The organism is Acetobacterium sp. KB-1 (assembly GCF_003260995.1).
Classification (GTDB): Bacteria; Bacillota; Clostridia; order Eubacteriales; family Eubacteriaceae; genus Acetobacterium; species Acetobacterium carbinolicum.
This window is the reverse complement of sequence record NZ_CP030040.1, coordinates 3,332,351-3,356,458: the sequence shown is the minus strand read 5'-3', so window position 1 is coordinate 3,356,458 and position 24,108 is coordinate 3,332,351. Positions and strand designations below refer to the sequence as shown.

The 24,108-nt window shown below is 44.6% G+C and carries 19 protein-coding genes; 6 read left to right on the top strand and 13 right to left on the bottom strand.

All coding sequences use genetic code 11. The features are described from left to right. Positions 1–69: 69 nt before the first annotated feature. From rpoC to DOZ58_RS15390, 9 genes are all read right to left on the bottom strand, one after another. Complete coding sequence (gene rpoC, locus DOZ58_RS15430; RefSeq protein ID WP_111889115.1) at positions 70–3,744, bottom strand: DNA-directed RNA polymerase subunit beta'; 3,675 nt, start codon at positions 3,742–3,744, stop codon at positions 70–72. Between the two features lie 33 nt (positions 3,745–3,777). Beyond that, positions 3,778–7,440, bottom strand: a complete 3,663-nt coding sequence (locus tag DOZ58_RS15425; protein WP_111889797.1) for a DNA-directed RNA polymerase subunit beta — start codon at positions 7,438–7,440, stop codon at positions 3,778–3,780. A 391-nt stretch (positions 7,441–7,831) separates the two neighbouring features. After that, positions 7,832–8,626 (bottom strand): amino acid ABC transporter ATP-binding protein, encoded by a 795-nt coding sequence (locus DOZ58_RS15420; RefSeq protein ID WP_111889114.1) that lies wholly within the window; start codon positions 8,624–8,626, stop codon positions 7,832–7,834. A 9-nt stretch (positions 8,627–8,635) separates the two neighbouring features. Beyond that, complete coding sequence (locus DOZ58_RS15415) at positions 8,636–9,298, bottom strand: amino acid ABC transporter permease (protein ID WP_111889113.1); 663 nt, start codon at positions 9,296–9,298, stop codon at positions 8,636–8,638. Between the two features lie 97 nt (positions 9,299–9,395). Next, positions 9,396–10,199 carry an amino acid ABC transporter substrate-binding protein gene (locus tag DOZ58_RS15410; protein ID WP_111889112.1) on the bottom strand — a complete coding sequence of 268 codons (804 nt, stop codon included), beginning with the start codon at positions 10,197–10,199 and terminating at the stop codon, positions 9,396–9,398. 247 nt (positions 10,200–10,446) lie between these two features. Next, positions 10,447–11,088, bottom strand: a complete 642-nt coding sequence (gene dhaL / locus DOZ58_RS15405; protein WP_111889111.1) for a dihydroxyacetone kinase subunit DhaL — start codon at positions 11,086–11,088, stop codon at positions 10,447–10,449. Positions 11,089–11,175: 87 nt separating this feature from the next. Then, the gene (locus DOZ58_RS15400) at positions 11,176–12,183 is read right to left on the bottom strand and encodes a dihydroxyacetone kinase subunit DhaK (RefSeq protein ID WP_111889110.1); all 1,008 of its coding nucleotides are present in this window, start codon (positions 12,181–12,183) and stop codon (positions 11,176–11,178) included. A 152-nt stretch (positions 12,184–12,335) separates the two neighbouring features. Further along, positions 12,336–12,734, bottom strand: a complete 399-nt coding sequence (dhaM, locus tag DOZ58_RS15395) for a dihydroxyacetone kinase phosphoryl donor subunit DhaM (protein WP_111889109.1) — start codon at positions 12,732–12,734, stop codon at positions 12,336–12,338. A 79-nt stretch (positions 12,735–12,813) separates the two neighbouring features. Beyond that, the gene (locus DOZ58_RS15390; RefSeq protein WP_111889108.1) at positions 12,814–14,838 is read right to left on the bottom strand and encodes a sigma 54-interacting transcriptional regulator; all 2,025 of its coding nucleotides are present in this window, start codon (positions 14,836–14,838) and stop codon (positions 12,814–12,816) included. A gap of 211 nt (positions 14,839–15,049) precedes the next feature. On the opposite strand from DOZ58_RS15390, the gene DOZ58_RS15385 reads away from it, so the two are divergent. Beyond that, positions 15,050–15,499 carry an RpiB/LacA/LacB family sugar-phosphate isomerase gene (locus tag DOZ58_RS15385; protein ID WP_111889107.1) on the top strand — a complete coding sequence of 150 codons (450 nt, stop codon included), beginning with the start codon at positions 15,050–15,052 and terminating at the stop codon, positions 15,497–15,499. A gap of 7 nt (positions 15,500–15,506) precedes the next feature. Continuing rightward, positions 15,507–16,280 (top strand): triose-phosphate isomerase, encoded by a 774-nt coding sequence (locus tag DOZ58_RS15380; RefSeq protein WP_111889106.1) that lies wholly within the window; start codon positions 15,507–15,509, stop codon positions 16,278–16,280. Positions 16,281–16,357: 77 nt separating this feature from the next. On the opposite strand, the gene DOZ58_RS15375 is transcribed toward DOZ58_RS15380, so the two are convergent. Both DOZ58_RS15375 and DOZ58_RS15370 read right to left on the bottom strand, forming a co-directional pair. Then, complete coding sequence (locus DOZ58_RS15375) at positions 16,358–17,887, bottom strand: cellulase family glycosylhydrolase (RefSeq protein ID WP_162624547.1); 1,530 nt, start codon at positions 17,885–17,887, stop codon at positions 16,358–16,360. Between the two features lie 61 nt (positions 17,888–17,948). Beyond that, on the bottom strand, positions 17,949–18,926 hold the full coding sequence (locus tag DOZ58_RS15370) for a DUF523 and DUF1722 domain-containing protein (protein ID WP_111889104.1): 978 nt from the start codon (positions 18,924–18,926) through the stop codon (positions 17,949–17,951). A 418-nt stretch (positions 18,927–19,344) separates the two neighbouring features. On the opposite strand from DOZ58_RS15370, the gene DOZ58_RS15365 reads away from it, so the two are divergent. Beyond that, on the top strand, positions 19,345–19,725 hold the full coding sequence (locus DOZ58_RS15365) for a hypothetical protein (RefSeq protein ID WP_111889103.1): 381 nt from the start codon (positions 19,345–19,347) through the stop codon (positions 19,723–19,725). Between the two features lie 53 nt (positions 19,726–19,778). On the opposite strand, the gene DOZ58_RS15360 is transcribed toward DOZ58_RS15365, so the two are convergent. Both DOZ58_RS15360 and DOZ58_RS15355 read right to left on the bottom strand, forming a co-directional pair. Then, the gene (locus tag DOZ58_RS15360; RefSeq protein WP_111887543.1) at positions 19,779–20,864 is read right to left on the bottom strand and encodes an IS3 family transposase; all 1,086 of its coding nucleotides are present in this window, start codon (positions 20,862–20,864) and stop codon (positions 19,779–19,781) included. Next, positions 20,861–21,358, bottom strand: coding sequence for a transposase (locus tag DOZ58_RS15355; protein ID WP_111887542.1), 498 nt, complete (start codon positions 21,356–21,358; stop codon positions 20,861–20,863). Before DOZ58_RS15355 ends, DOZ58_RS15360 begins: the two co-directional genes overlap by 4 nt. Before the next feature lie 114 nt (positions 21,359–21,472). On the opposite strand from DOZ58_RS15355, the gene tnpB reads away from it, so the two are divergent. The 3 genes from tnpB to DOZ58_RS15340 all read left to right on the top strand — a co-directional run bounded on the left by tnpB (position 21,473) and on the right by DOZ58_RS15340 (position 24,049). Continuing rightward, positions 21,473–21,775 carry an IS66 family insertion sequence element accessory protein TnpB gene (tnpB, locus tag DOZ58_RS15350; RefSeq protein ID WP_371414210.1) on the top strand — a complete coding sequence of 101 codons (303 nt, stop codon included), beginning with the start codon at positions 21,473–21,475 and terminating at the stop codon, positions 21,773–21,775. A 66-nt stretch (positions 21,776–21,841) separates the two neighbouring features. Then, the gene (locus tag DOZ58_RS15345; RefSeq protein WP_111889101.1) at positions 21,842–23,440 is read left to right on the top strand and encodes an IS66 family transposase; all 1,599 of its coding nucleotides are present in this window, start codon (positions 21,842–21,844) and stop codon (positions 23,438–23,440) included. A 129-nt stretch (positions 23,441–23,569) separates the two neighbouring features. Further along, positions 23,570–24,049, top strand: a complete 480-nt coding sequence (locus DOZ58_RS15340) for a hypothetical protein (protein WP_111889100.1) — start codon at positions 23,570–23,572, stop codon at positions 24,047–24,049. The last annotated feature ends 59 nt before the right edge of the window (positions 24,050–24,108 follow it).

Sequence of the window (24,108 nt, the reverse complement as noted above, 5' to 3'; positions counted from 1 at the left end):
CTTGCTGTTTGTGGTTTTTCTCTAAACACACCTAATAACTATACATGTTTGTGTCTTAAATGTCAAGAATTATTCTTTCGTTAAGAAATCCAGGTCAAAGATGTCCAAATCAGTAATGATCGCATCTTCTGTTTCTTCCTGTTCTTCTTCAACATAGGCGTTTAAAATATCATCATCAAAGACAATATCCAGTGATTCAGTGACGGTCTCTTCTTCGATCATATCTTCATATACATCTTCTTCTTCCCGTTCATAGACCAAATCAATGTCACCATACATCTTCACGCCGGTACCAGCAGGCACCAATTGTCCGATAATAACATTTTCTTTGAGTCCAATCAGTGGATCAACCTTGCCTTTAATGGCGGCGTCGGTAAGAACGCGGGTGGTTTCCTGGAAGGATGCTGCGGATAAGAACGAGTCAGTCGCCAAAGAAGCTTTGGTGATTCCCAGCAGTTCCCGACTGGCGGTAGCTTCTTCTGCTCCAGCTTCCCGGGCAGCCGTGTTTTCATCTTCAAAATTAAAAATATCAACCAGGCTGCCGGCCAATAATGCCGTATCACCAGGGTTTTCGATTTTAACTTTTCTAAGCATTTGACGGATAATGACCTCCAAATGCTTATCGCCAATGTGCACCCCTTGCATTCGGTAAACTTTCTGTACTTCCTGAAGCAAGTATTGTTGAACATGGTCAATGCCCTGAATCCTTAAAATATCACTGGGGTTAATGGAACCTTCGGTTATTTCATCCCCGGCAATAACCTGATCGCCGGTATGAACCCGAAGTCGTGAGCCATAAGGAATGAGATAGACCTTCATATCACCATCAGCGCCGGTAACTACTGCTTCAGTTTTTTTCTGGGTATCCTGTATTTCCACACGACCGTCGATTTCTGAAATAATCGCCTGGCCTTTTGGTTTTCGGGCTTCAAAAAGCTCTTCAATACGGGGAAGACCCTGAGTGATATCGTCAGCCGAGGCCACCCCACCAGTATGGAAGGTACGCATGGTCAGCTGGGTACCCGGTTCACCGATGGACTGGGCCGCAATAATACCAACCGCTTCACCGATTTCAACCGGTCGCCAGGTGGTTAAATCCACTCCATAACAGGTCTTACAGACACCATATTTTGATTGACAATTAAAGGCCGCCCGAATGAGTACTTTTTCAATTCCGGCTTTATCAATCGCCTGAGCCATTTCCGTTGAAATGATCTCACCACCGGGAGCTAATACTTCACCAGTCTTCGGATCGATCACATCTTCAAAGGCATAGCGACCAACCAGTCGTTCCTGCAGGGTCTCAATAATTTCGCCGTGATCATTTATGGTAGATACTTCATAACCCCGCGTGGTGCCGCAATCATCTTCTCGGACAATCACATCCTGGCTGACATCAACCAGACGCCGTGTCAAGTAACCCGAGTCGGCGGTACGCAGAGCGGTATCCGCCAACCCTTTTCGGGCCCCATGAGTGGAGGAGAAGAACTCCAGTACATTTAGTCCTTCACGGAAGTTTGATCGGATCGGCAATTCGATGATGCGACCACTTGGGTTGGCCATCAGACCACGCATCCCAGCTAACTGCCGAATCTGGTTCTTACTACCTCGGGCCCCGGAATCCGCCATCATGTTAATCGGATTGAGCGCTTCAAGGTGATTAAGCAGAGCATCGGTAACCTCGTCAGTCGCTTTGTTCCAGATCTCAACAACGTTATTGTAACGTTCTTCATCACTGATAAAACCTTGCCGATAAAGCGTCATGTTTTCGGTAATCTTGTCGTCGGCCCGGGATAGGATTTCCTCTTTGTTCTTTGGAACTTCCATATCGCTGACTCCAACGGTAATGGCGCCTCTGGTCGAAAATTTAAAACCTAAGCGCTTGATTTCGTCGAGTACTTCAGATGTTTTAGTGGGCCCATAGGTTTTATAGCAGCGTTCAACAATTTCCGATAACACTTTCTTATTAACCTGCCGGTCAACTTCTAAGGCAAATTTTTCTTCAATGGTTTCCCGTTTAACAAAACCTAAATTTTGGGGAATAATGGTATTGAAAATAAATCGTCCAACGGTGCCATCAACCAGACGGGTCATCATTTCACCGTCAATTTCTTTAACTATCCGAACCTTAACCAGGGAATGAAGATCAACATCCTTGTTAAAGTAAGCCATTTCCATTTCATCCAGATCTCTAAAGACACTACCCGTTCCTTTACCATCTGTTTTATAAATGGTCATATAGTAGGTCCCTAAAATCATATCCTGGGTGGGCGCAACAACCGCTGTACCATCCTGTGGTTTAAGGATATTATTGGAAGCCAGCATCAGGAAACGCGCTTCCGCCTGAGCTTCAACCGACAAAGGCACATGGACAGCCATCTGATCGCCATCAAAGTCGGCATTGTAAGCCGTACAAACCAGAGGATGGAGCTTAATCGCCTTACCTTCAACCAGAATCGGCTCAAAAGCCTGAATACCCAGTCGATGAAGGGTCGGAGCACGGTTTAACAGCACCGGATGTTCCTGAATAACATCTTCCAGCACATCCCAAACCATGGGATCCAGTTTTTCGACCATCTTTTTGGCACTTTTAATATTTTGGGACAGATTTCGTCCCACCAATTCACGCATCACAAAGGGCTTAAAGAGTTCAATCGCCATCTCTTTCGGGAGTCCACATTGATACATTTTCAGTTCTGGTCCGACAACGATAACCGAACGGCCAGAGTAGTCAACCCGTTTTCCTAAAAGGTTCTGACGGAAGCGTCCCTGTTTACCTTTTAACATATCACTCAGGGATTTAAAGGGGCGGTTACCCGGCCCGGTAACGGCGCGGCCGCGTCGACCATTGTCAATCAAGGCATCAACCGCTTCCTGAAGCATCCGTTTTTCATTTTGAACGATGATATCGGGTGCATCCAGTTCCAGCAATTTAAGCAAACGGTTATTTCGATTAATCACCCGTCGATATAAATCATTTAAATCTGAGGTGGCAAAACGTCCCCCATCGAGCTGTACCATTGGCCGCAATTCTGGCGGAATAACCGGAATCGTTTCTAAAATCATCCATTCTGGACGATTGGTGGAATTTCTGAATGCTTCTACCGCTTCTAGTCGTCGGGCTATCCGGATTTTTTTCTGACCCGAACTGCCTTTGAGTTCTTCTTTGAGCACTGCTGATTCCTGATCCAGGTCAACCAATTTTAACAGTTCCTGAATCGCTTCAGCACCAATGCTGGCGGTAAATTTATTGCCAAATTGACCTTTTGCTTCTTTATATTCGGCCTCAGTCAGGATTTGTTTGAAATCAAAATTGCTCTCGCCCGGATCAGTGACCACATAAGCGGCAAAGTAAATTATTTTTTCCAGATTTCTCGGCGACATTTCAAGGATCAGCCCCATTCGACTGGGGATTCCTTTAAAATACCAGATATGCGAAACCGGAGAGGCCAATTCAATATGCCCCATCCGCTCACGTCTAACCTTAGCCTTGGTTACTTCAACCCCACAGTTTTCACAGACAATGCCCTTATGGCGAATACGCTTGTATTTACCACAATTACATTCCCAGTCTTTCTGAGGTCCGAAAATCTTTTCACAAAACAGACCCTCTTTTTCTGGTTTCAGGGTTCTATAATTAATCGTTTCCGGTTTTTTAACTTCTCCACGTGACCACTCTCTGATTTTTTCAGGTGAGGCCAATCCGATTTGTAAGGATTTGAAGGTGAATTCCTCGTTTAACAAATGGCTTCGCTCCCTTCTTTTATAAATTTATTGTTACTGAAATAAGTCGTCGTCTTCGTCATCATCAATGCTCTTAATCTGGAAGCTATCTTCCAATTTCACGTCATCTCCAGCTTCGGAAATTTCGGTGCTGCCAATTTCAATGGCCAATTCTTCCAGGGGATCCCGCTCATCCATCTCATCATCAAGAACCTTAATCATTTCCTGATCATTTAAGATGTTCACATCCAGACCTAAACTCTGGAATTCTTTCATCAGAACCTTAAACGATTCCGGTATCCCCGGCTTGGGAATATTCTCGCCTTTAACAATCGATTCGTAGGCTTTAACCCGGCCGACCACGTCATCTGACTTGATCGTCAAAATTTCCTGCAGGGTATGGGCGGCACCGTAGGCTTCTAAGGCCCAAACTTCCATTTCTCCGAAACGCTGGCCACCAAATTGAGCTTTACCACCCAACGGCTGCTGCGTCACTAAGGAGTATGGCCCGGTTGAACGAGCATGCATTTTATCATCAACCAAATGGTGAAGTTTAAGAATATACATATAACCAACGGTGACCTTATTATCAAAGGGCTCGCCGCTGCGTCCGTCATAAAGTTGAATCTTACCATCTTCCGGCAAACCCGCCTGACCCAGTAATTCCATGATGTCATCTTCATTGGCGGGATCAAAAACCGGGGTCGCAATATGCCAGCCAATGGTTCGCATCGCCAGTCCCAGATGGACTTCTAAAACCTGACCAATGTTCATTCGCGAAGGAACCCCCAAAGGATTAAGTACAATCTGAAGGGCCGTTCCATCCGGCATAAAGGGCATATCTTCTTCGGGAAGGATTCGGGAAATTACCCCTTTATTTCCATGACGACCAGCCATTTTATCGCCGACGGAGATCTTACGTTTAACTGCAATCAGAACCCGCACCAGAGTATTAACCCCCGGTTTTAAATCTTCATCTTTATTTTCCCGCGAGAAGACCTTAACATCCAGGACAATTCCGGATTCTCCATGGGGAACTTTTAGGGATGTATCCCGGATTTCCCGGGCTTTTTCACCAAAAATGGCACGCAGCAGTTTTTCTTCTGCCGATAGATCCGTTTCACCCTTAGGTGTGACTTTTCCAACCAGGATATCATCGGATTTAACCTCAGCACCGACAAAGATAATCCCGCGTTCGTCCAGGTTCTTCAACGCATCTTCACTGACATTGGGAATATCCCGAGTGATTTCTTCCGGTCCCAGATTGGTTTCTCGGGCTTCGGCTTCAAATTCTTCAATATGAATCGATGTGAAAACATCTTCTTTAAGTAATTTTTCATTAATCAGGATCGCATCCTCGTAGTTGTAACCTTCCCAGGTCATAAAACCCATCAGAATGTTACGACCCAGAGCCAGTTCGCCCATTTCAGTGGACGGACCATCGGCAATGATTTCTCCCGCCTGTACGTATTGCCCTTTGTTGACCAAAGGTTTATGATTCATACAGGTGCCCTGATTGGAGCGTTTGAATTTTAGCAGGGTATATTTATCCAACTCGCCGTTATCGGTACGAATATGGACTGCCGCAGCTTCCACCCGTTCTACCGTTCCAGCATTTCTGGCAATGACACAGACTCCGGAATCCTTGGCCGCCTTATGCTCCATTCCCGTACCGATTACCGGCGCTTTGGGAATCAGCAGTGGTACCGCCTGACGTTGCATGTTGGCGCCCATCAGGGCCCGGTTAGCATCATCATTTTCAAGGAAGGGAATCAGCGATGTCGCCACCGAAACGATTTGCTTTGGTGAAATATCCATGTAGTCAACCCGATCCGGTGGAATTAATACAAAATCACGTTTGCTGCCGGCTCGACCGGTAACTTGTTTACGAGCAAAACGATTATTGTCATCCAGCGGCTCATTGGCCTGGGCAATGGTATAGCGACCTTCTTCATCCGCCGCCAGATAATGAATTTCTTCCGAAACAACGCCATTATGTACTTTCCGGTAGGGTGCTTCAATAAAGCCATACTCATTAACCCGGGCATAGGTACTAAGCGAACCGATTAGTCCGATGTTCGGACCTTCCGGGGTCTCAATTGGACACATCCGGCCGTAATGGCTATGATGAACATCGCGAACCTCAAACCCGGCTCGCTCACGGCTTAATCCGCCGGGTCCCAATGCTGATAAACGTCGTTTATGGGTTAATTCAGCCAACGGATTGGTCTGATCCATAAATTGTGACAATTGCGAGCTACCAAAGAATTCTTTTAAGGCAGCATTGACCGGGCGGGTGTTAATTAAGCCCTGAGGGGTTAATATTTCGTCGTCCTGAACCGACATTCGTTCTCGAACAACCCGTTCCATTCGCGATAACCCGATGCGGAACTGATTTTGCAACAGTTCGCCAACCGAACGCAGACGACGATTGCCTAAATGGTCAATATCATCAATGGCGCCGATATCATAGTCCAGACCAATAATATAAGAGATGGAGGCGTGAAGATCTGAAATCAGTACATGCTTCGGTACCAGCTCATCCATTCGCTTTTTAATCGATTTTTTCTTTTCCTCGTCGGTTGCATCCGATTCTAAGATCTCTTTTAGCACTTCGTAGCAGACATTTTCGGTGATATCCAAATCACTGATGTCAAAAGCCAGATCCTGGGCACTAATGTCGACAAAACCGTTTCCGATGACACGGACAATTTTGTCTTCCACTTTTACGTCAACGACGTTGATCCCGGTGTTCTGAATATCAATGGCGACATCGTTTGTGATGATTTCGCCTTCTTCAACATAGACTTCACCGGTTTCCGGGTTTACCACAGTATTCGCCGCTCGCTGGCCGGCAATCCGGGTTGACAGTGATAGTTTTTTATTGTATTTATGACGGCCGACCTTGGCCAGGTCATAGCGACGATCGTCAAAAAACATCGAATTAAGCAGGGATTGAGCACTTTCCACAGTTGGTGGTTCGCCCGGACGCAATCGTTTATAAATCTCGATTAGACCATCCCGGGTCGATTTCATATTATTATTTTCATCTTTTTTAATGGTTTCGATGAGTCGGTAATCATCACCGTAAAAATCAAGAATTTCCTGATTGGTTCCCAGACCCAGTGCGCGAATCAGCGCTGTGATCGGTAATTTACGGGTCCGGTCAATTTTAACGTACATGATGTCATTGGAATCCGTTTCGTATTCCAACCAGGCACCACGGTTAGGAATAACCTGGGCTGAAAATAATTTCTTACCCAGTTTATCACGACTCAAGGAAAAATATGCCCCTGGTGACCTGACCAGCTGGCTGACAATAACCCGTTCCGCTCCATTGACAATGAAGGTTCCGGTGTCGGTCATTTTATGCAAATCGGCCATATAGACCTTTTGCTCTTTAACTTCATTTTTTTCCTTATTTATTAAACGAACTGTTACTTTTAACGGTATAAAGTAGGTTTGATCCCTCTCTTTACACTCCTCCACTGAATACTTCGGTTTTCCCTCTATGGAATAATCCACAAATTCTAAAACCAGATTTCCAGTGTAGTCTTCGATTTTATCAATATCGTCAAAAACCTCTTGGAGTCCTTTTTCAATAAACCAGTTGTATGAATCTTTCTGAACCTCAATCAGGTTCGGCATTTCAATAACTTCTTTGATTTTAGAAAAGCTTTGGCGTGTTCTTAAACCATCTTTTTCAGGATGCAACATTACCATCCAATATCACCCCTCGCAAAAATACTCAGCAACGGACTATCCATATCGACTTGTATCGCCTAGGAGTACCCCAAATTTGCCTGTTGTGTTTCATCTCACCTTGTGTTATTATTAGACCGTAATCAATTTCATATTTACCGACTCTAATCGGTTTCCCCTTTGATCAGTTTAACATGACCGAGTCGCAAATGATTCGTTGATCGCCCAAAAATTGACGTCAAGGATGCATTATAATCTTGTTTTTAAAGATACCAATGCAATTTTAAATACTATCATAAAATTTCCAACTTGTCAAGCCTATTTTGTATCTTAAAAGCCTTCCCAGATCATCTGGGAAGGCTTTCTTTATCTTTGATAAATTATTCTTTCGCCCTGCGGTTTTTACTCAGCAATACTTTTTTAGCCGGTATTTTTTAGGAACCTTCTTTTTCTGATCTCTCAAAACGCTACTTAAAAATTCTTGCGTTCTTTTTTCTTTAGGGTGGATGAAGATGTCTTCCGGCGAGCCTTCTTCAAGGATCGTTCCCGAGTCCATAAAGACAACCTTGTTGGCAACTTCCCGGGCAAAACTCATCTCGTGGGTTACCACCACCATGGTCATGTGCTCATTGGCTAGGCTTTGCATGACACTCAGCACCTCACCAGTCAGTTCCGGATCGAGCGCTGATGTGGGCTCATCAAAGAGCAAAATATCGGGATTCATCATTAGCGCCCGGGCAATGGCCACCCGTTGCTTTTCGCCCCCGGACAAAGTCGATGGCATGGCATCAATCCGTTCCAGCAAGCCGACCTTATTTAGATAAGCTTCACAGCGCTGGTTCATTGCTACTGCTTCTTCTTTTTTGACCACCTTGGGCGCCAACTCCAGATTTTGACGAACGGTGAGATGAGGAAACAGATTAAAATGCTGAAAAACCATTCCCATTTTCATGATAATCGCCCGAATCTCTGGGGGGCTGGGGTAAACGCCATCCTTTAACAACGGTTTACCTTCCATAATGATATCACCGCTGTCAGCCTTTTCTAAATCGATCAGGCACCGGAGCAGGGTCGATTTCCCCGATCCCGATGATCCGATGATGGCCATCACATCGCCCTTCTTCACTTCAAACGAGATATCTTTTAAGACATGATTGTCTCCAAAACTTTTATTAAGTTGATTGACTTTTATAATTTCCATATGCTTCCTCTAAAACTCATATTTGGTTTCAAGCCGTTTAAATACCAATGTAATCACAAAATTAATCAACAGGTATAAAACCGCTGCTACAAAAAAGGCAAAGGTATCGCTGTCGCGATTAACGGCCGTTTTGGCATAATGCAAAATCTCCGCCACCCCGATAACGGTGACCAGCGCCGTATCTTTTACCAGGGTTATGGTTTCATTACTAACCGCTGGCAAACAGACCCGAATCATCTGGGGAATCACCACCCGGATCATGGTTTCTATTTTTGTGAGGCCTAAGACTTTGGCCGCTTCATACTGACCTTTGTCAATAGCCAGTAAACCACCCCGGAATATTTCGGCAAAATAAGCCGCATAATTCATGCAAAAGGCAATACAAGCTGCCATAAAGCGACCAAAAACAAGATGCTTCCCCACCACCGGTAGTAGCGGCAGACCAAAATAAACAAACATGATTTGTAGCAACAAAGGGGTTCCGCGGACCACATAAATATAACCCTTCGCAAATGACTTAACCAATTTCACCTTGCTGCGTGCCAATAAGGTAAACAAAAAACCCAGTGGGATCGAACAGACAATGGTGACAGCAAAAACACTGAGGGTAATCACCATCCCCTGCAACATCGGTATGGTAATATTTGATAAATAGATAAAAAATTCTGGCATTTTAATCTCCTGAGGAATGAAATGATATTAATCGTAAAAGTCATAAAAAAATCGGATAGAAACTATCCGATTTCTAGAAACTGGTTGTTTTCTTAAGTTATGGTTTGTAAATGATGTCTTCACCAAACCATTTCGTTGAGATGGTAGCTGCCGTTCCGTCGGCAACCATCGCATCCATGGCATCCTGGATCTGGGTCAATAATTCGGTATTGCCTTTTTTGATCCCAACACCATATAGTTCTGGCGATAAGCTTTCGCTTAAAATAACAAATTCCGCACTTTCAGAGGTAATGTAGTAGCGGGCCACAATCGAGTCAACAATGACTGCATCCACACGGCCGATTGACAAATCGCTGAGGGCGGATACATTTTCAGGATATTCATTTAAGGCTGCGGCCTCCTTGCTGATTGGGTCAGCAGTGAAAGCATCATAGGCTGAAGAACCTTTTTGGACGCCGATGTTTTTTCCAGCCAGATCAGCTTTGGTCTTAATTGCCGAGTCTTTTTTCACCACAATAACCTGATCGTTTTCCAGGTAGGGGACGGTAAAGTCCATGGCATTTTTTCGTTCATCGGTTATGGTTAAACCGTTCCAGATCACATCGATATTACCGGAATCCAGTTCCAGCTCTTTTGTGTCCCAGTTAATCGGTTGAAGTTCTACTTCCATTCCCATCCGTTTTCCAACTTCTTTGGCTAAATCCACATCAAAACCAACAATTTCGTTCTTATCATCTCTAAAACCCATTGGTGGAAAGGAATCATCCAAACCAACAACAAAGGTTTTATCGTCATTATTGGCGTTGGTTTCTGTTTTTGCAGTGTTACTGCTGCATCCTGCGAATAAACCAGCGACCAGAACAACAACAAGCATCAGACCAAATATACTTCTTTTTTTCATTCCTTTTTGTCCTCTTTTCCTAATATAATCTGAGCCTATTATACACTTTATCACTGTGCATTGCTAGTCCTTTGCATCATTTTATACCAAAATTTATGCTCTCCCGTCTGTCACGACGACTTTATTCCAACCCTTATATCGCCTAAAAAAAGTCCGCACCTTCAAGCTATAACTACCGGAAACCCCGGTGTGACATGCTCGCTGTCATGTGCGGACATCATTTTGTCGCTTTATCGCAATTCTTTAGTTACGGCATCCGTTTATAGAAAATCTCAAGAATAGCGGCACTGGAGGCTGATCCTGGATCACGATGACCGATAGCCCGTTCGCCTAAACGCATCGCCCGACCTTTTTTGGCAATGATCGGGATCGTTGAATCGGAGCCGGCAGAACCCACTTCCAGGGCTTTTTTCATGGCATCTTTAGGTGCCATTTTTTCTTCAACGTACGCGACTCTTAGTGCATTTACCGCTGGCCTCAAGGTGTCAACCATGGTTTTGTCGCCAACGACTGCTTTTCCCCGTTTTTCGATAATGGCAACCCCAGCCTCCATCATTTCGATGAATTCGTCAAAGTTCACTTCTTCTTTGCCCTTGGCCGGCACGCCAAATTTTGAAAAAAAGCCACCATAAAGCGGACCCGATGCTCCACCAACCTTATCCAACAAGGCCGTCCCCACATTTTTGAAAAGCGTGTTGATGTCTTCGCCTTTCCAGGAGTCCAAATTTTTACTGACTTCCCGAAAACCGATACTCATATTCATACCATGGTCGCCGTCGCCGATGGCTGAATCTAACTCCGAAAAATAATCCTTCTTTTCTTCCGCCAAAACAATGAGGTCATCGATCACCTCAATAAAATAGTCTTTATTTAAAATATAATCGCTCATAACGTTTCTCCTGACAATGAATTAAAGGGCTGATGGTTTCCCATCAACCCGATTAGTTTTTGCTATCTTTGTTATTTTCTTTGGTAACTAAAACTGTTTAAAATAAGGGGTATCACAGGGATAATCGAGGAGCTCTTTCATTTCGTCGTCCAATTTTACCAGGGTCACCGACATACCCGCCATATCCATCGATGAGGCAAAGGAACCAATTAGTGATTTATAAACCGTAATGCCTTTTTCTGCCAAAATCTCGGCAACCCGACGGAAACAGATATGTAAATCCATCAGTGGTGTCGCACCCAGGCTGTTGACCAGAACATAAACTTCATCACCGCTTTCGTAGGGAAGATCCGCAAGAATCGGTGCCATGATCTGGTCGATGACCTTGTCCGCAGGCTCAATTTTGCCACGTCGTACCCCTGGTTCGCCATGAATACCCATACCGATTTCCATATCGCCATCTTCCATTTCAAAAATAGGACCGCCTTTTGACGGCAGCGTCGCTGAGGACATGGCCACACCCATGGTCCGGGTGACATCGTTGCATTTTTTTGCCGCTGCCACAACTGCATCCAAATCGCCGCCCATTTCAGCTTTTGCTCCGGCAGCTTTAAAAACGAAGAAATCTCCAGCGATCCCGCGACGATCTTCAATATTTTCAGAAGAAATGACATCATCGGTAACAAGCACGGTTTCGACTCGGATGCTGTCTTCTTCGTCAGCTTTCTCAGCACCCATATCAAAATTCATCACATCGCCGGCATAGTTTCCATAAAGATAGATGCAACCTTTGCCAGTATCCACTGCTTTTACCGAAGCATAACAGGGGTCTGGAGATGGTGAGGTATTAATATTTCCTATAACTGCCGCATCTGCAAATCCTTTTCCCACATATCCCAGGAATAAGGGTTCATGTCCAGATCCGCCGCCGATGATCACCCCAACCTTGTCTTTTTGTTTCGCTGTTTTGCTGACAACTACCCGACCCTGGGCTTCAGATGCCGGATCCAGAACCACATGATCTTTGTGGGCAGCCACATAGCCTTCCAACATTTCTTCAACTACATCATAGGGATCATTGATTAATCGTTTCATTTCTTCCTCCTGAAATTATTTTTGTATACGTTTACCTAACGCAAGAACCATGCCAGAGTGAAATCCACTCATAAAGCCAATTACAAATTACTTTTTCTATATAATGGGTATTTTTTCCCCGTTTGGGGAAAATTTCCCAATCAATAGGCCTGTTAATGAACCTTTTTCAGGCTTGCACCTTCTTTGGCGGTAGCAATAATTTTTTCCAGATCATTGCAAATGGTGGCCTGAATCACCCCACCGATAACCCCTTCAACCAACGGTGCATCGACAATGTGCACCTTTTTCTCAAGTTCTTCATCCTCCAATAATTCAATGGCGGTTTCACTACAGATCACGGCCGATCCCAAATCCACAAAAATCAGGATCTGGTCCCGTTTGGCCAGGGCTTCGATGGCATTTTTTATCTTTGTTGTATTGGTACCAATCCGACCATCGTCAGCTCCACCGGCAGCTATTACTTCGACACTGCCATCGTTCATTTCCATAACGATGTCTCTTAGTCCCTCGGCCAACTTCTCACTGTGCGATACGATAATTACACCTGTCATTCGCTTCCTCCCACTCTTTTCTGTGTTACCTGATCTTATATGATCGCAATATTCGTGCCAACTGTCAAGACGTTAAAGACTAATCGAGTTGATATTTCCGGACTTTGGCTGAAATGGTCTTATGATCCAGTCCCAATGCCAAACCAGCCTGACGATAACTGCCGTGTTTCTCCAGGGCTCTGGCAATCAACTCCCGCTCCATCTCGGCAAATGTGGGGAGATTATCCCCATCCCATGATTGTATGGTTTTTAGTGCCGCCACCGAACCCATTTCATCGCATAAATAACCCGGCAAATCATCCAGGGTAATCCAATCCGTATTTGACAGGGTCATTCCACCCTCTATCATATTTTCCAATTCCCGAACATTTCCCGGAAAATGATACTGTTCCAAAGCGCTTAAAGCCGTTTTGGTAATGGCACAATTAGGCAAATCATATTTTTTACTGATTTTTTCAGTAAAGCATTCCACCAGCAAAGGAATATCGCCTTTACGCTGGCGTAGTGGCGGCAGCATCACGGTAATGACATTTAGCCGGTAATAAAGATCCCGCCGGAAACTGCCCTCTTTCATCATCTCTTCTAATGGACTGTTGGTCGCGGCAATCACCCGCACATCAATTTTTATCGGATGGGCCCCACCGATACGTTCAATCTCCTGTTCCTGAAGCACCCGCAGCAGTTTGGCCTGCATCGCTTTGTCCATGTCGCCGATTTCATCAAGAAAAATAGTTCCGCCGCTGGCAATTTCAAATTTCCCTCTTTTTTCCTTGTAAGCACCGGTAAAGGCTCCTTTTTCATAACCAAAGAGTTCACTTTCCAGTAAGTTTGAGGGGATAGCAGCGCAATTCATCCCCACAAAGGGCTTTTTGCTTCGAGACCCCGCCCGGTGAATAGCCCGGGCCACCAGTTCTTTGCCGGTGCCGCTTTCCCCTCGAATCAGTACTGTTGCATCGGTTCTAGCCGCCTTAGATGCCACCGTCAAGCTTTCAATCAAGGCCCCACTTTTGCCAATAATATTGTCAAAAGAAGAATTCAATGCTTCTTTTTTGGCCAGTTCATCCTGAAGAAATCGGGTTTTTTCAGAGAGTAGCTCAATTCGGTCAGCCAGCTTGGCAATCTCAGTCAGCTCTCTGGCCACAATCACATTGCCACGAAACTTGTTCTCAATAATAATTGGCCGGGCGGTCATAATAAATTCGCGGTTGTCTTTATTGGTGATAATCAACTCGCCCTTCCCTGAAAAAAAAGTCTCGCCGAATTTTTCTTTGGGAAACAGATCCTGTATTTTCCGGGATAAAACCTGGGTTCCTTCTTTTCTAAACATCTTCACAAAGGGATGATTGACATAAGTCACTTCGCGAAGATGATTAATCATGCAGATCCCATCATCCACGGTTTCAAGGATATTATTGAGCTTTTCTTTTAATTCTTTAACAGAATGAAGCTCCCAGGATAACTCTTCAATCTGGGAGATGTCCTGAAAAACGACAACGCCACCCATGACCTCGTCATCCACAATAATAGGACTCTTATTTGTGATTACCCACTTTTTACCAATTTTATGCTTTAAACCAAGATTTTCTCTTTTTGAAGCGAGTAAATTGTTCAAATTAAAATCTGGCACCCATTCATCGGCTTTTTTCCCAATAATATCCGCGGCTTTGATGCCAGTAATTTCTTCTGCTGCGCGGTTGAAGATGTTAATGATCCCGTTGCTGTCCATGGCGATAAGGCCATTATTAATGCTCTCAAAAATCTTCTCACTGGCCAGGGTATTCTCCTGCAGGATGCTGTCAATGGCTTCCGTATCCGGCACTTCCAACTCCGCCGTCTGGCTTAAAAAAGACCCCAGTTTAAAAACAGCCTCCTCACTTCCCGAACTCGAACTATAAACTTCAACCATTTCACCGTTCTTTACTTTCAGGGATACCAAAGGCAATACCGAATTACATGGCACGCCATCAATCGCATTAACCCGTCTCAGATATAACTGACAGTCCCAGATCTTTTCGATTTTTTGAGACTGTCTGGCGACCATGGCAGCCACTCGAGTATGAAGACCATTTTTATTCTTGATAATAATTCTTTGCGCTTTTTCCATAACCTCTCCTCATTGTGTTTATCTCTCATGGCAACATCTCTCCAAACTATTTTTACTTAATTTCTTCGTGGAGCGGATGAATATATACTTTACAAACCCGAAAACCTGTGTAATAATGATACCGTATACATTACCAGAATACCTTAAAAAAACTTATTTTTACACAATTAAAAATAAATATCCAAAATTAAATATCCAGGAGGATCATGCCATGAAAATTGCTGTTGACTGTGACGATGCTGCCATTGACTTTAAAGACGAGATTTATAATTATTTAAAGAAAGCCGGTTACGACATCACTGATTTGACGTATTCTGCAACCCACGATTGCGATTATCCGGAAATTGCCTTTAACCTGGCCGAAACAATTAAAAACAAGGAATATGACCGGGGTTTTATCTTTTGCGGCACCGGACTTGGCGTTGCCATGATGGCCAATAAGGTACCCGGAGTTTTTGCCGGTACCTGCCACGATGTTTATTCAGCCGAACGACTGGCTAAAAGCAACGATGCCAACGTGTTAACGATGGGGGCCCGGGTAATTGGCACCGAGCTGGCTAAAATGGTAGCCGAGGCATGGCTTAAAAGTGATTTTCAGGGCGGCGGATCGACTAAAAAAGTTGAAACGATGCGTAGCCTTGAAAAAACTTATCTGAAGTAGGTCACTTATGAATAAGTTTTTGCTGGGAACGAATTGGAAGATGAACAAAACCCTGACTGAAAGCATTCAATACACCAATAATCTAATGCCAATCATTGAGAAGTATCCACAGTTTGAGTTTTTTATCATCCCTTCCTATACCCACCTCTGGAAAATTAAAGAGACTATTGATGCCCAAAAAAGCCCCCTGAAGCTGGGCGCCCAAAACATGCATCAAGAAGACTTTGGCCAATTTACGGGCGAGATTTCCCCGGTGATGCTAAAAGAAATCGGTTTGGATGTGATTGAGCTGGGTCATAGTGAACGACGACAATATTTCAACGAAACCGATGAAGCCGTCAACCAGAAAGCCCTGGCCGCATTAAAACACGGCTTCATCCCACTGATTTGCATTGGCGAACAGCTGGCAGATAAAAACTATGGGGTATCTAAGGAAATGCTGGCTAAACAATTAAAAATCGCCTTAAAGGATATGCCCGCTAATGCTATTTCTAATTTCTGGATTGCTTATGAACCGGTCTGGGCCATTGGTGTCAATGGGATCCCGGCGGAAACGTCCTATGTTGAAGAAATCCATAATTACTTAAGAACCGTTCTGATTGACCTGTACGGCACCATCGGTCAAGAGATTCCGCTTCTATTTGGCGGTAGCGTCAATAAAAACAATGCCGGCGACTACGCTCGTCTTGAAAATGTCGATGGCTTATTCATTGGCCGCAGCGCCTGGGAGCCCGATCTATTTGAAGAGCTTATGGTTTTGGTTGGTAACGTGGTAAAATAATCACATCTGAATAACCGGAAGCTTAGGAGAGATCTCACGAGAGTGAGCTCTCTCTTTTTTGATTCCGTTAACTGCTTTTATTGCGTTTTTTCGAGCATTTTTACCAGCCATTGTCCTGAGATCGAAAGTTCAGATTCCAGCCAACTGCCAGTTTTATTGATATCGCTGCGGATCAGTGCCGAGGTTTCGTTTTTATTAGATAAATTCCAGGCGATATGACTAACACCATACTGGTTTAATCGATCCATCCACAGATTGGCTTCACCTTCGTTGATTGGGCCACTTCCCGAGGAATCACAAATACCGTATTCGCTGACAAAGATGGGGAGTCCCTTGTCAATAGCGGCACTCATCTTATTGCGAAGACTGTCCCGATGGGTGTCTGCATAAAAATGGAGGGCGTACATCAGATTGGAATAGCCCAAAATAGGGTTGGCAGCAGCCTGATCCACATCCTGGGACCAGGTTGGTGTGCCGACAATCACAATCGCGTCCTGATTATGCGATTTGATCACCGGAATCACCGTTTCAGCGTATTGTTTGATCTGACTCCATGTAGTTCCACCATTCGGTTCGTTGCAGATTTCATAAATTACGTTGTTATTATTTTTAAATTGCGCTGCCATCTCGTCAAAAAAAGCGATCGCCTCAGCCTGATGGGTTAGCGGATTTCCGTCACTGAGAATATGCCAATCGATGATTACGTATAAGCCTAAATCCGTCGCCAGATTAACGCCATTGATCACCCGTTCTTTTAGCAGCGCCCGATTATTGTCATCCCCCACACAATAGCCATTGTAGCCTTCGGTATACATGGCCAGTCGAACTGCATTAATGCCCCAATCGTCGCGCATGGTTTGGAAGGCATCGGCATTAACATATTCCGGAAACCAGGAAAGACCATGGGTTGAAACCCCTTTTATCTGAAAAGGAAGACCGCTTTCGTCGGTGAGCTGTGTTCCGACCACTGATAATTTGCCATGCTCATCAACCGGTGTTCCGGTCGACGCACCTTCACGTTCAATTTTAATGCGAATCGATTCCAACCGTTTTGACTGACCCGTGACCCCGGCAACTTCGCCGTCTTTTTTCCAACCTTGGGACCACCCATAATCCTGTCCGTGAACACTGTAACTGACCGTATAACCGGGTAATTGCTTACCATCTTCGCCCACCAGGATAATTTGAATGGCTTCAACCCGTTGGCCTTTTCCCTGTGATCCAGCAAAGCCGCCGTCTCCAATCCAATTGATGGCGGTGTCTAAACCGGTGTCTGAGAGCCAGCCCTGGTTTTGCACATGGACATTGTATCGAATACTGGCACCAGCAGGCAATTGATCAGTTCCGACCAGCTTGATCCAAAACCCTTCAATCCGTTTGCCTTCACCGGTGGTCCCCAGATTTTTTGCTTCACTCACCCAGGTTCCGTCCGTGGGATAGTCCCCATAATCTTCTACATGCCCACGATAAGCCACCCCAAGCGCTGATGCCTCATCTGAACCAGCACCAAAAACAGAGGCCGGCATTAAAATGGCGATCAATGCAAAAATCAGACTAACTAAAAATATCCTTCTCATGGTTTTACCTTGTTTTTCGCTTATCATCATTTTTTTCTCCTTTTTTACGCGTCCTTCCATGACGCGGGGACGTTTCATATCGTTCGGCTGGTCAAGGGCCTACCAGGTCCTCCATTTTTCCTGAATCAGTGATATCCATCAGTTCTTCTGGAAAGGGCGCCCAAATGGTCTGATCCAGCAGATAACCGTCATTATAGCGAATTACATAAGTTTTAAGCACATTAAGGGGAACACTTAAAGGAATTTTACCGCTACGGTATTTGTCAAAACTGTCCAGAATAAAGGTCTTTTCGCCGCTTGAAAGGGAGTCCGAAAAATAGCCAAAGATGTGCATCATCACATTGATGTAATTCCGATACCGGGGAATCCTAAAAAAGGCTCTGGCTAAGCCCTCTTTATAACTGCCAATCACCAGATTCGTCGCTAATTTTTCGTGGTTTGCCACAATCCGCCCTAACACTTTTTGCTCTTTTTGACTATAAGCCATCAGCAAATATTTATTATTGGCCTGAAATTCAACCAAAGCCGCCATGGTTCCGATTTTTTGCACCTGACGAAAGCTGCACATGGTATACAATTTCGTCAGAAAATGCTCCCGTATTCTGAAATTTGTCAAGCGCCCCTCTTCTTCAATGGCCCCATGGGGATAGTGTTTAAAGGCCTGGGCCGCAAAGATGCCCTGTCCTTTAACCGAACCGGCGACCTTGGTTTTGCCCAGATAGACCTTAACATCCTTGGTACCACAGGAAGGCGATCGCCCTTTTAAGATAAAACCATCCACTTCCGGAATCTTATCAAAATAAGACTCACTGAAATCAATCATCTCCTGGGTATATTCGGTATCGGTAGCGGGCTGATATAAAACCGTCTCGCCCTCTTCTAACACCAGCCGAATCGGATTTCGGGGAACCCCCAAGCCAATTTCCACCTCTGCACAGACCGGGTAATACTCCACATAGTCTTTGAGTTTTTCAACAAACTTATCCGGAAGAGTCTGCCCGTTATAACGACAGGCATCAAAACCGATACATTTACTGACAATCACCCGGGGCTTTAAATTTTTATCCATTTCGGCCTCCTCATTTTATTGATCATACATTGTTACTACCCCGTTGTGACGACGTTCAATCATAATACCGCGGTTTACTGTGTGCTTTCCCAGGCAATGCCTTGATTTCTTCTCATCATTACTCAACTTTAATGTTGAAATTCTATCATTTAATGAAGTATAATAGTTTAAAACTAATCATGCAAAGTTTAAAAACACCTTGTTGCTCCCGATTGGAATCAGGTCAAACGTGAATCGACTGATCACAATGCGACATTGGATTATTCAGGGCCGTAATTAAGAACATTTTAATCTTTTTATAAACTGGGGATCGATCCCACTGATCCCTTAATCGTAAGCGTCAAGTACAACCCACCTACCCAAACAGAATAAATTCTGCTAAAATCACCTTATCACAAAACTGGAGGTGATTTTTTTTATGTTAAATAGCGACAAAGAAATGAACCGTGAAAAATGGTCCAGGTGTATAGAAGTTCAAGAGCATAGTGGTATATCACAGAAAAAATGGTGTGAAGCGAATCAGGTCAATCATCATAACTTCCGTTACTGGAGACAACGTCTAAAGAATGAAGATTCGGATATCAATCAAGCGGTCGTGAGCGAGCCAGCTGAAAGCAGCGAGATCTTTGAATTCACCCGAGTTCTGATCCAACCGGAAGAAAGGGACGGCGATATCGCTTTGGCTAGCGGGATGAAGGCAACGGTTACTCTGGCAATCAGAGGAATGGTTTTAACCATTCCTGCAACCTATGATGAAACGTTTCTCCTCCGTCTGATCCGGACGCTTAACCGGTTATGATGTCACAACTGAGCATCCGGTAGTTGTCAAGATAGTTGGCGGTTTTTCTTGAATTAACCGACTGACTTATTGGTTTCATTGGTTTCATTTGTTTCATTTGATTCATCTTTTTCAGGATTTAACCATACTTCGTTTTCCAGAGCCCACTTGCGAATATTTTTAGTCCAGCGGTTTGGATTATTCTGCCGTGCGGCCTCATAAACAGCTGTGCGGTTTGAAAAAATCTCTTTATCCATTCCGGTATGCCGCTGATTTGGGGTCAGGAAATTAAGCCCACTGTGGCAGTGTTCAAAATTATAGTAATGCGTAAATTCCAGAACCCATTGTCTTGCTTCCGGGATTGATTTAAAGCCCTTGTAAGGGTAATCAGGGCGATATTTGCAGGTTTTGAAGATGGATTCGGCATAGGGATTGTCATTACTGACTCTCGGTCTGCTTTTGGATGAAACAATTCCCAGTTTCTGAAGGGTTTCCATCAACGAAGCTCCTTTCATCGGACTACCGTTATCGGAATGCAGAACCAGCGGCTGTTTAGCGGTTGAAATCGTTTCTGAAAGCGCTGCTTTTCGAACAAGTATGCTGGCATTTTGTGCGGATTCTTCCGGCCAGATTTCCCAGCCAACGATCTTTCGACTGTAAAGATCCAGAATCAGATAAAGATAATAGTGAAAACCCTTTACCGGACCCGGCAGCCACGTGATATCCCACATCCAGACCTGATTCGGCCCTGTTGCTTTGTGGCTTGTGATCGTGCGCTTCTGAGGTTTTGATGAACGACCCCGATGATTATTCATGCCGGCTTCTTTCATCACACGGTATATGGAAGATTCGGATGCAATATAGCGCCCCTCCTCATCTGCCAGACGGGGAACAATCTGACTGGGTGGCAGACTCTGATATTTTTTCGAATTCACGACTTTTATTATCTCTTTCCGTTCTGCTGGTGTCAGTTTATTGGAGGGAGTTGGCCGAATCGCAACGGGACGCTGATCTTCCAGCGGTGTTGCCGGATTTTTCCAGCGTGAAAAAGTACGTTCGCTGATATTCAGCTCACGGCATGCCATAAATTGGCGGGCTCCGTTTTGAATGGCTTCTTCGATTAAAGCAGCAGCGATTTTGCGATCTGAGGTTGGGATCATTCGTCCTCGGGCTCCCCCCAGATCGCTTGTGCCTTTTTTCTGAGCACCAGTAATGCTGCTGTTTCAGCCAATGCTGCTTCCTTTCGCTTCAGTTCGCGATTGAGTTGGGTCACCTGTTTTTTTGATTCGCTTAGATCTTTTTTAAGTCTCTTTGATTCATTGGCAACACTCCCATTGGCATTGATGCAGGCATCACGCCAGGCTTCGATTTGTTCAACATAAAGGCCTTTTTCACGGCTATATTCAGCCAGCTCAGCCTGATTCATACGGGCTGTTTCCAGGACGATCAGAAATTTATCCTCACTGGACCAGTCTTCTGAAGTTCCTGTTCCCGATGGTGCTGCCATTCCGGACGCTTTTGCCTGCTTCTTCCACTTGAAAAGTGTCTGCTCTGAAACACCGGTTTCATTATGCAGCTGACGAACTGATTTGCTGATCGGCGGCAACATCTGCTGTATAATATGTTCTTTGAATTCATCGCTATATTGTGTCATGTGATACTCCTATCCTTTTATATATTTACTATAATATAGTAAATTCAATCACCTGACAACTATCTTAACACATAGTGCATCCAACAGGTCCATCTGGCACTGGGTGCCACCGATCTGCGAAAAAGCATTGATGGTCTGGCACTGATTGTTTCCCATGTGCTGCAAATGGATCCATTTTCAACCCATCTCTTTGCCTTCTGCAATAAACGCAGGAACCTGATTAAGATTCTGGTCTGGGATCACAATGGCTTCTGGATTCATTACAAACGGTTGGAGAAAGGATCTTTTCAATGGCCGGAAAACGGCCATTGTGGGGCTCTTTCGATCTCAGAGCGCTCTTTTCGATGGTTACTCGATGGCATGTCCGTCGAGCAGAAAACGGCCCACACCGAAGCCACCGGACGGATTATGATCTGAGAAAAAAGACCTGGGATTGGCTAAATAAAGCTTTTTTTGTCGGATTTCGCATGGTATAATAAGGGCATGAAAGAAGTCGTGGAAACAACTCAGAAAAAACAGAATAGTGACACCGTAGATGATCTGAAAAATGAAAATGCCAAACTGGCCCATGAACTGGAGATTGCCCAGACCAAATTGAAATGGTATGAAGAACAGTTTCGCCTCAATGCGGCCAGACGCTTTGGGAAATCCAGTGAGACGGTGTCCGATGATCAGTTGTCTTTTTTCAACGAAGCTGAAATCACCGCTCGACCGGAGCAGGTCGAGCCGGTTCTTGAGACCATCGTCGTTAAACGGAAACAGAAACGGGGTCTGAATAAAGAGAGCTTTTCGGATCTGCCAGTGGAACGCATTGTCTATCAATTGTCTGAAGATGAGCAAATCTGTGAAGTCTGTCAATCACCGCTACATGAAATGACCGAAGAAATCCGCAAAGAACTCAAAGTCATCCCGGCTCAGGTCGTTGTTGTGGAACATGTGCGCAAAGTCTATGCCTGCCGTAACTGTGAGCAGAACGCCGACAAAACCCCCATCATTACGGCACCCATGCCGGCTCCGGTGATTCCCGGGAGTTTTGCATCGCCAAGCCTGATTGCCTATCTGATGTATCAGAAGTATTCAGCCGCCCTGCCCCTTACCCGACAGGAACGGATCTTTGGTGATTTCGGGATTGAACTGTCAAAACAGAACATGGCCAACTGGATCATTAAAGCCAGTGAGTGGTGGCTTGAGCCCCTGTATGAAGTCATGAAAAAAAGGCTGATGGAAGAAACCTTCATCATCGCCGATGAAAGTCCCATGCAGGTGCTGACCAAAGATGGGAAACCCTGTGACAGCAAAGCCTATATGTGGGTATATCGCAGCGGCAAGCATGGAAAAGTCATTGTCCTGTATGAATACCAGCCCTCCCGCGCTGGTCGACATGCCGCTGAATTCCTCAAGGATTTTAGCGGATTTTTGCAGACGGATGATTTTGGTGGGTACAACAAGGTGAACAACGTAACCCGGGTCGGTTGCCTCGCTCATGCCAGGCGCTATTATACCGATGCAATCAAGGCGTTGCCCAAAGAAGCCCAAATTGAATCCACCCATGCCCATGACGCCCTGATTTTTTTCAGACAGATGTTTCGTCTGGAAAAGCAATGGGCAGAAGATGAGCTTACGCCCGAAGAACGACACGAAAAACGCATCCTTGAACTGAAGCCGGTCATGGAGGCTTATTTATCATGGCTCAAAACCATGGAGCCGCAGGTGGTACCTAAAAGCAAACTGGGAAAAGCCATTGCCTACAGCCTGTCCAACTGGGAACTGCTGACCAATATTCTTCACGATGGTCAATGTGAACTCTCAAGCAATCTGGCTGAACAGGCGATCAAACATTTTGTCGTTGGTCGTAAAAACTTTCTCTTCTGCAAAACACCCCATGGTGCCAAAGCCAGTGCAACGCTCTACAGTATCGTTGTGACTGCCAAACTCAACGGTTTGAATCCCTTCTACTATCTCGATTACCTGCTTACGCAATTGCCCAATACCGCAATCACCGGTGACCAATCCCTTGATCATTTGTTGCCCTGGTCTGAGACACTGCCGGAAGAATGCCGGTCAACTATCAATAAAGAATAACCGCTATAAAAAAGCAGTCCTTTTGTGAGAACATTATCTCATCAATTGGACTGCTTTTCAATGTGGGCTGTATTTGACGCTTACCCTTAATCAACCTAATTCACTATCGAATAATTGGAGGTATTGGTGATGAAATTTAATAGAAATTACCTCAGTGAGTATAAAGAACTTATCAAAACCACTGATTTACAAAAAGGATATCAGGAATTTATAAAGCTTTTTCGATTTTTGCGCACTGAGCTTAAGAAAGCCCTACCGGAGTATGATTTTTCCGGTCATATTGTTGAAAATAATATGGATTTTGCCTATTTTCAGCTTAGCGATGACGAATTGAGAGCGAGCGGTTTGAAAATTCAGGTCATTTTCATTCACAAGGATTTTCGCTTTGAGGTGTGGGTATCAGGCTATAACCGTAAAATACAATGTGCGTATTACGAAAAACTAAGAGCCAAGACAATACCTTACGCACTAAATAATAATCCTAACCAAGTAGACTACATTATCAAAACACCGCTAAATGAAAACCTTGATTTAGGTAATGGTTTTGGTGTACTTGAAGAAATAAAAGCAGGTGTTTTAGAATGCGTTAAGTATATAAAAACCGTATAACTACGGGTTATCTATGTGCTATCAATACAACCGTCTCCACATGCCATGAACAAATAAAA

Bases quoted from the DNA above. Each gene is read 5' to 3' on its own strand.
- dhaL (WP_111889111.1), bottom strand. From the start codon at position 11,088: ATGAGCGATTATATTTTAAATAAAGACTATTTTATTGAGGTGATCGAT.
- DOZ58_RS15380 (WP_111889106.1), top strand. From the start codon at position 15,507: ATGAATAAGTTTTTGCTGGGAACGAATTGGAAGATGAACAAAACCCTG.
- DOZ58_RS15360 (WP_111887543.1), bottom strand. From the start codon at position 20,864: ATGATCCCAACCTCAGATCGCAAAATCGCTGCTGCTTTAATCGAAGAA.
- DOZ58_RS15400 (WP_111889110.1), bottom strand. From the start codon at position 12,183: ATGAAACGATTAATCAATGATCCCTATGATGTAGTTGAAGAAATGTTG.
- DOZ58_RS15345 (WP_111889101.1), top strand. From the start codon at position 21,842: ATGAAAGAAGTCGTGGAAACAACTCAGAAAAAACAGAATAGTGACACC.
- DOZ58_RS15355 (WP_111887542.1), bottom strand. From the start codon at position 21,358: ATGACACAATATAGCGATGAATTCAAAGAACATATTATACAGCAGATG.
- DOZ58_RS15425 (WP_111889797.1), bottom strand. From the start codon at position 7,440: ATGTTGCATCCTGAAAAAGATGGTTTAAGAACACGCCAAAGCTTTTCT.
- DOZ58_RS15365 (WP_111889103.1), top strand. From the start codon at position 19,345: ATGTTAAATAGCGACAAAGAAATGAACCGTGAAAAATGGTCCAGGTGT.
- DOZ58_RS15370 (WP_111889104.1), bottom strand. From the start codon at position 18,926: ATGGATAAAAATTTAAAGCCCCGGGTGATTGTCAGTAAATGTATCGGT.
- DOZ58_RS15410 (WP_111889112.1), bottom strand. From the start codon at position 10,199: ATGAAAAAAAGAAGTATATTTGGTCTGATGCTTGTTGTTGTTCTGGTC.
- DOZ58_RS15375 (WP_162624547.1), bottom strand. From the start codon at position 17,887: ATGATGATAAGCGAAAAACAAGGTAAAACCATGAGAAGGATATTTTTA.
- DOZ58_RS15390 (WP_111889108.1), bottom strand. From the start codon at position 14,838: ATGGAAAAAGCGCAAAGAATTATTATCAAGAATAAAAATGGTCTTCAT.
- DOZ58_RS15415 (WP_111889113.1), bottom strand. From the start codon at position 9,298: ATGCCAGAATTTTTTATCTATTTATCAAATATTACCATACCGATGTTG.
- dhaM (WP_111889109.1), bottom strand. From the start codon at position 12,734: ATGACAGGTGTAATTATCGTATCGCACAGTGAGAAGTTGGCCGAGGGA.
- DOZ58_RS15385 (WP_111889107.1), top strand. From the start codon at position 15,050: ATGAAAATTGCTGTTGACTGTGACGATGCTGCCATTGACTTTAAAGAC.
- DOZ58_RS15420 (WP_111889114.1), bottom strand. From the start codon at position 8,626: ATGGAAATTATAAAAGTCAATCAACTTAATAAAAGTTTTGGAGACAAT.
- DOZ58_RS15340 (WP_111889100.1), top strand. From the start codon at position 23,570: ATGAAATTTAATAGAAATTACCTCAGTGAGTATAAAGAACTTATCAAA.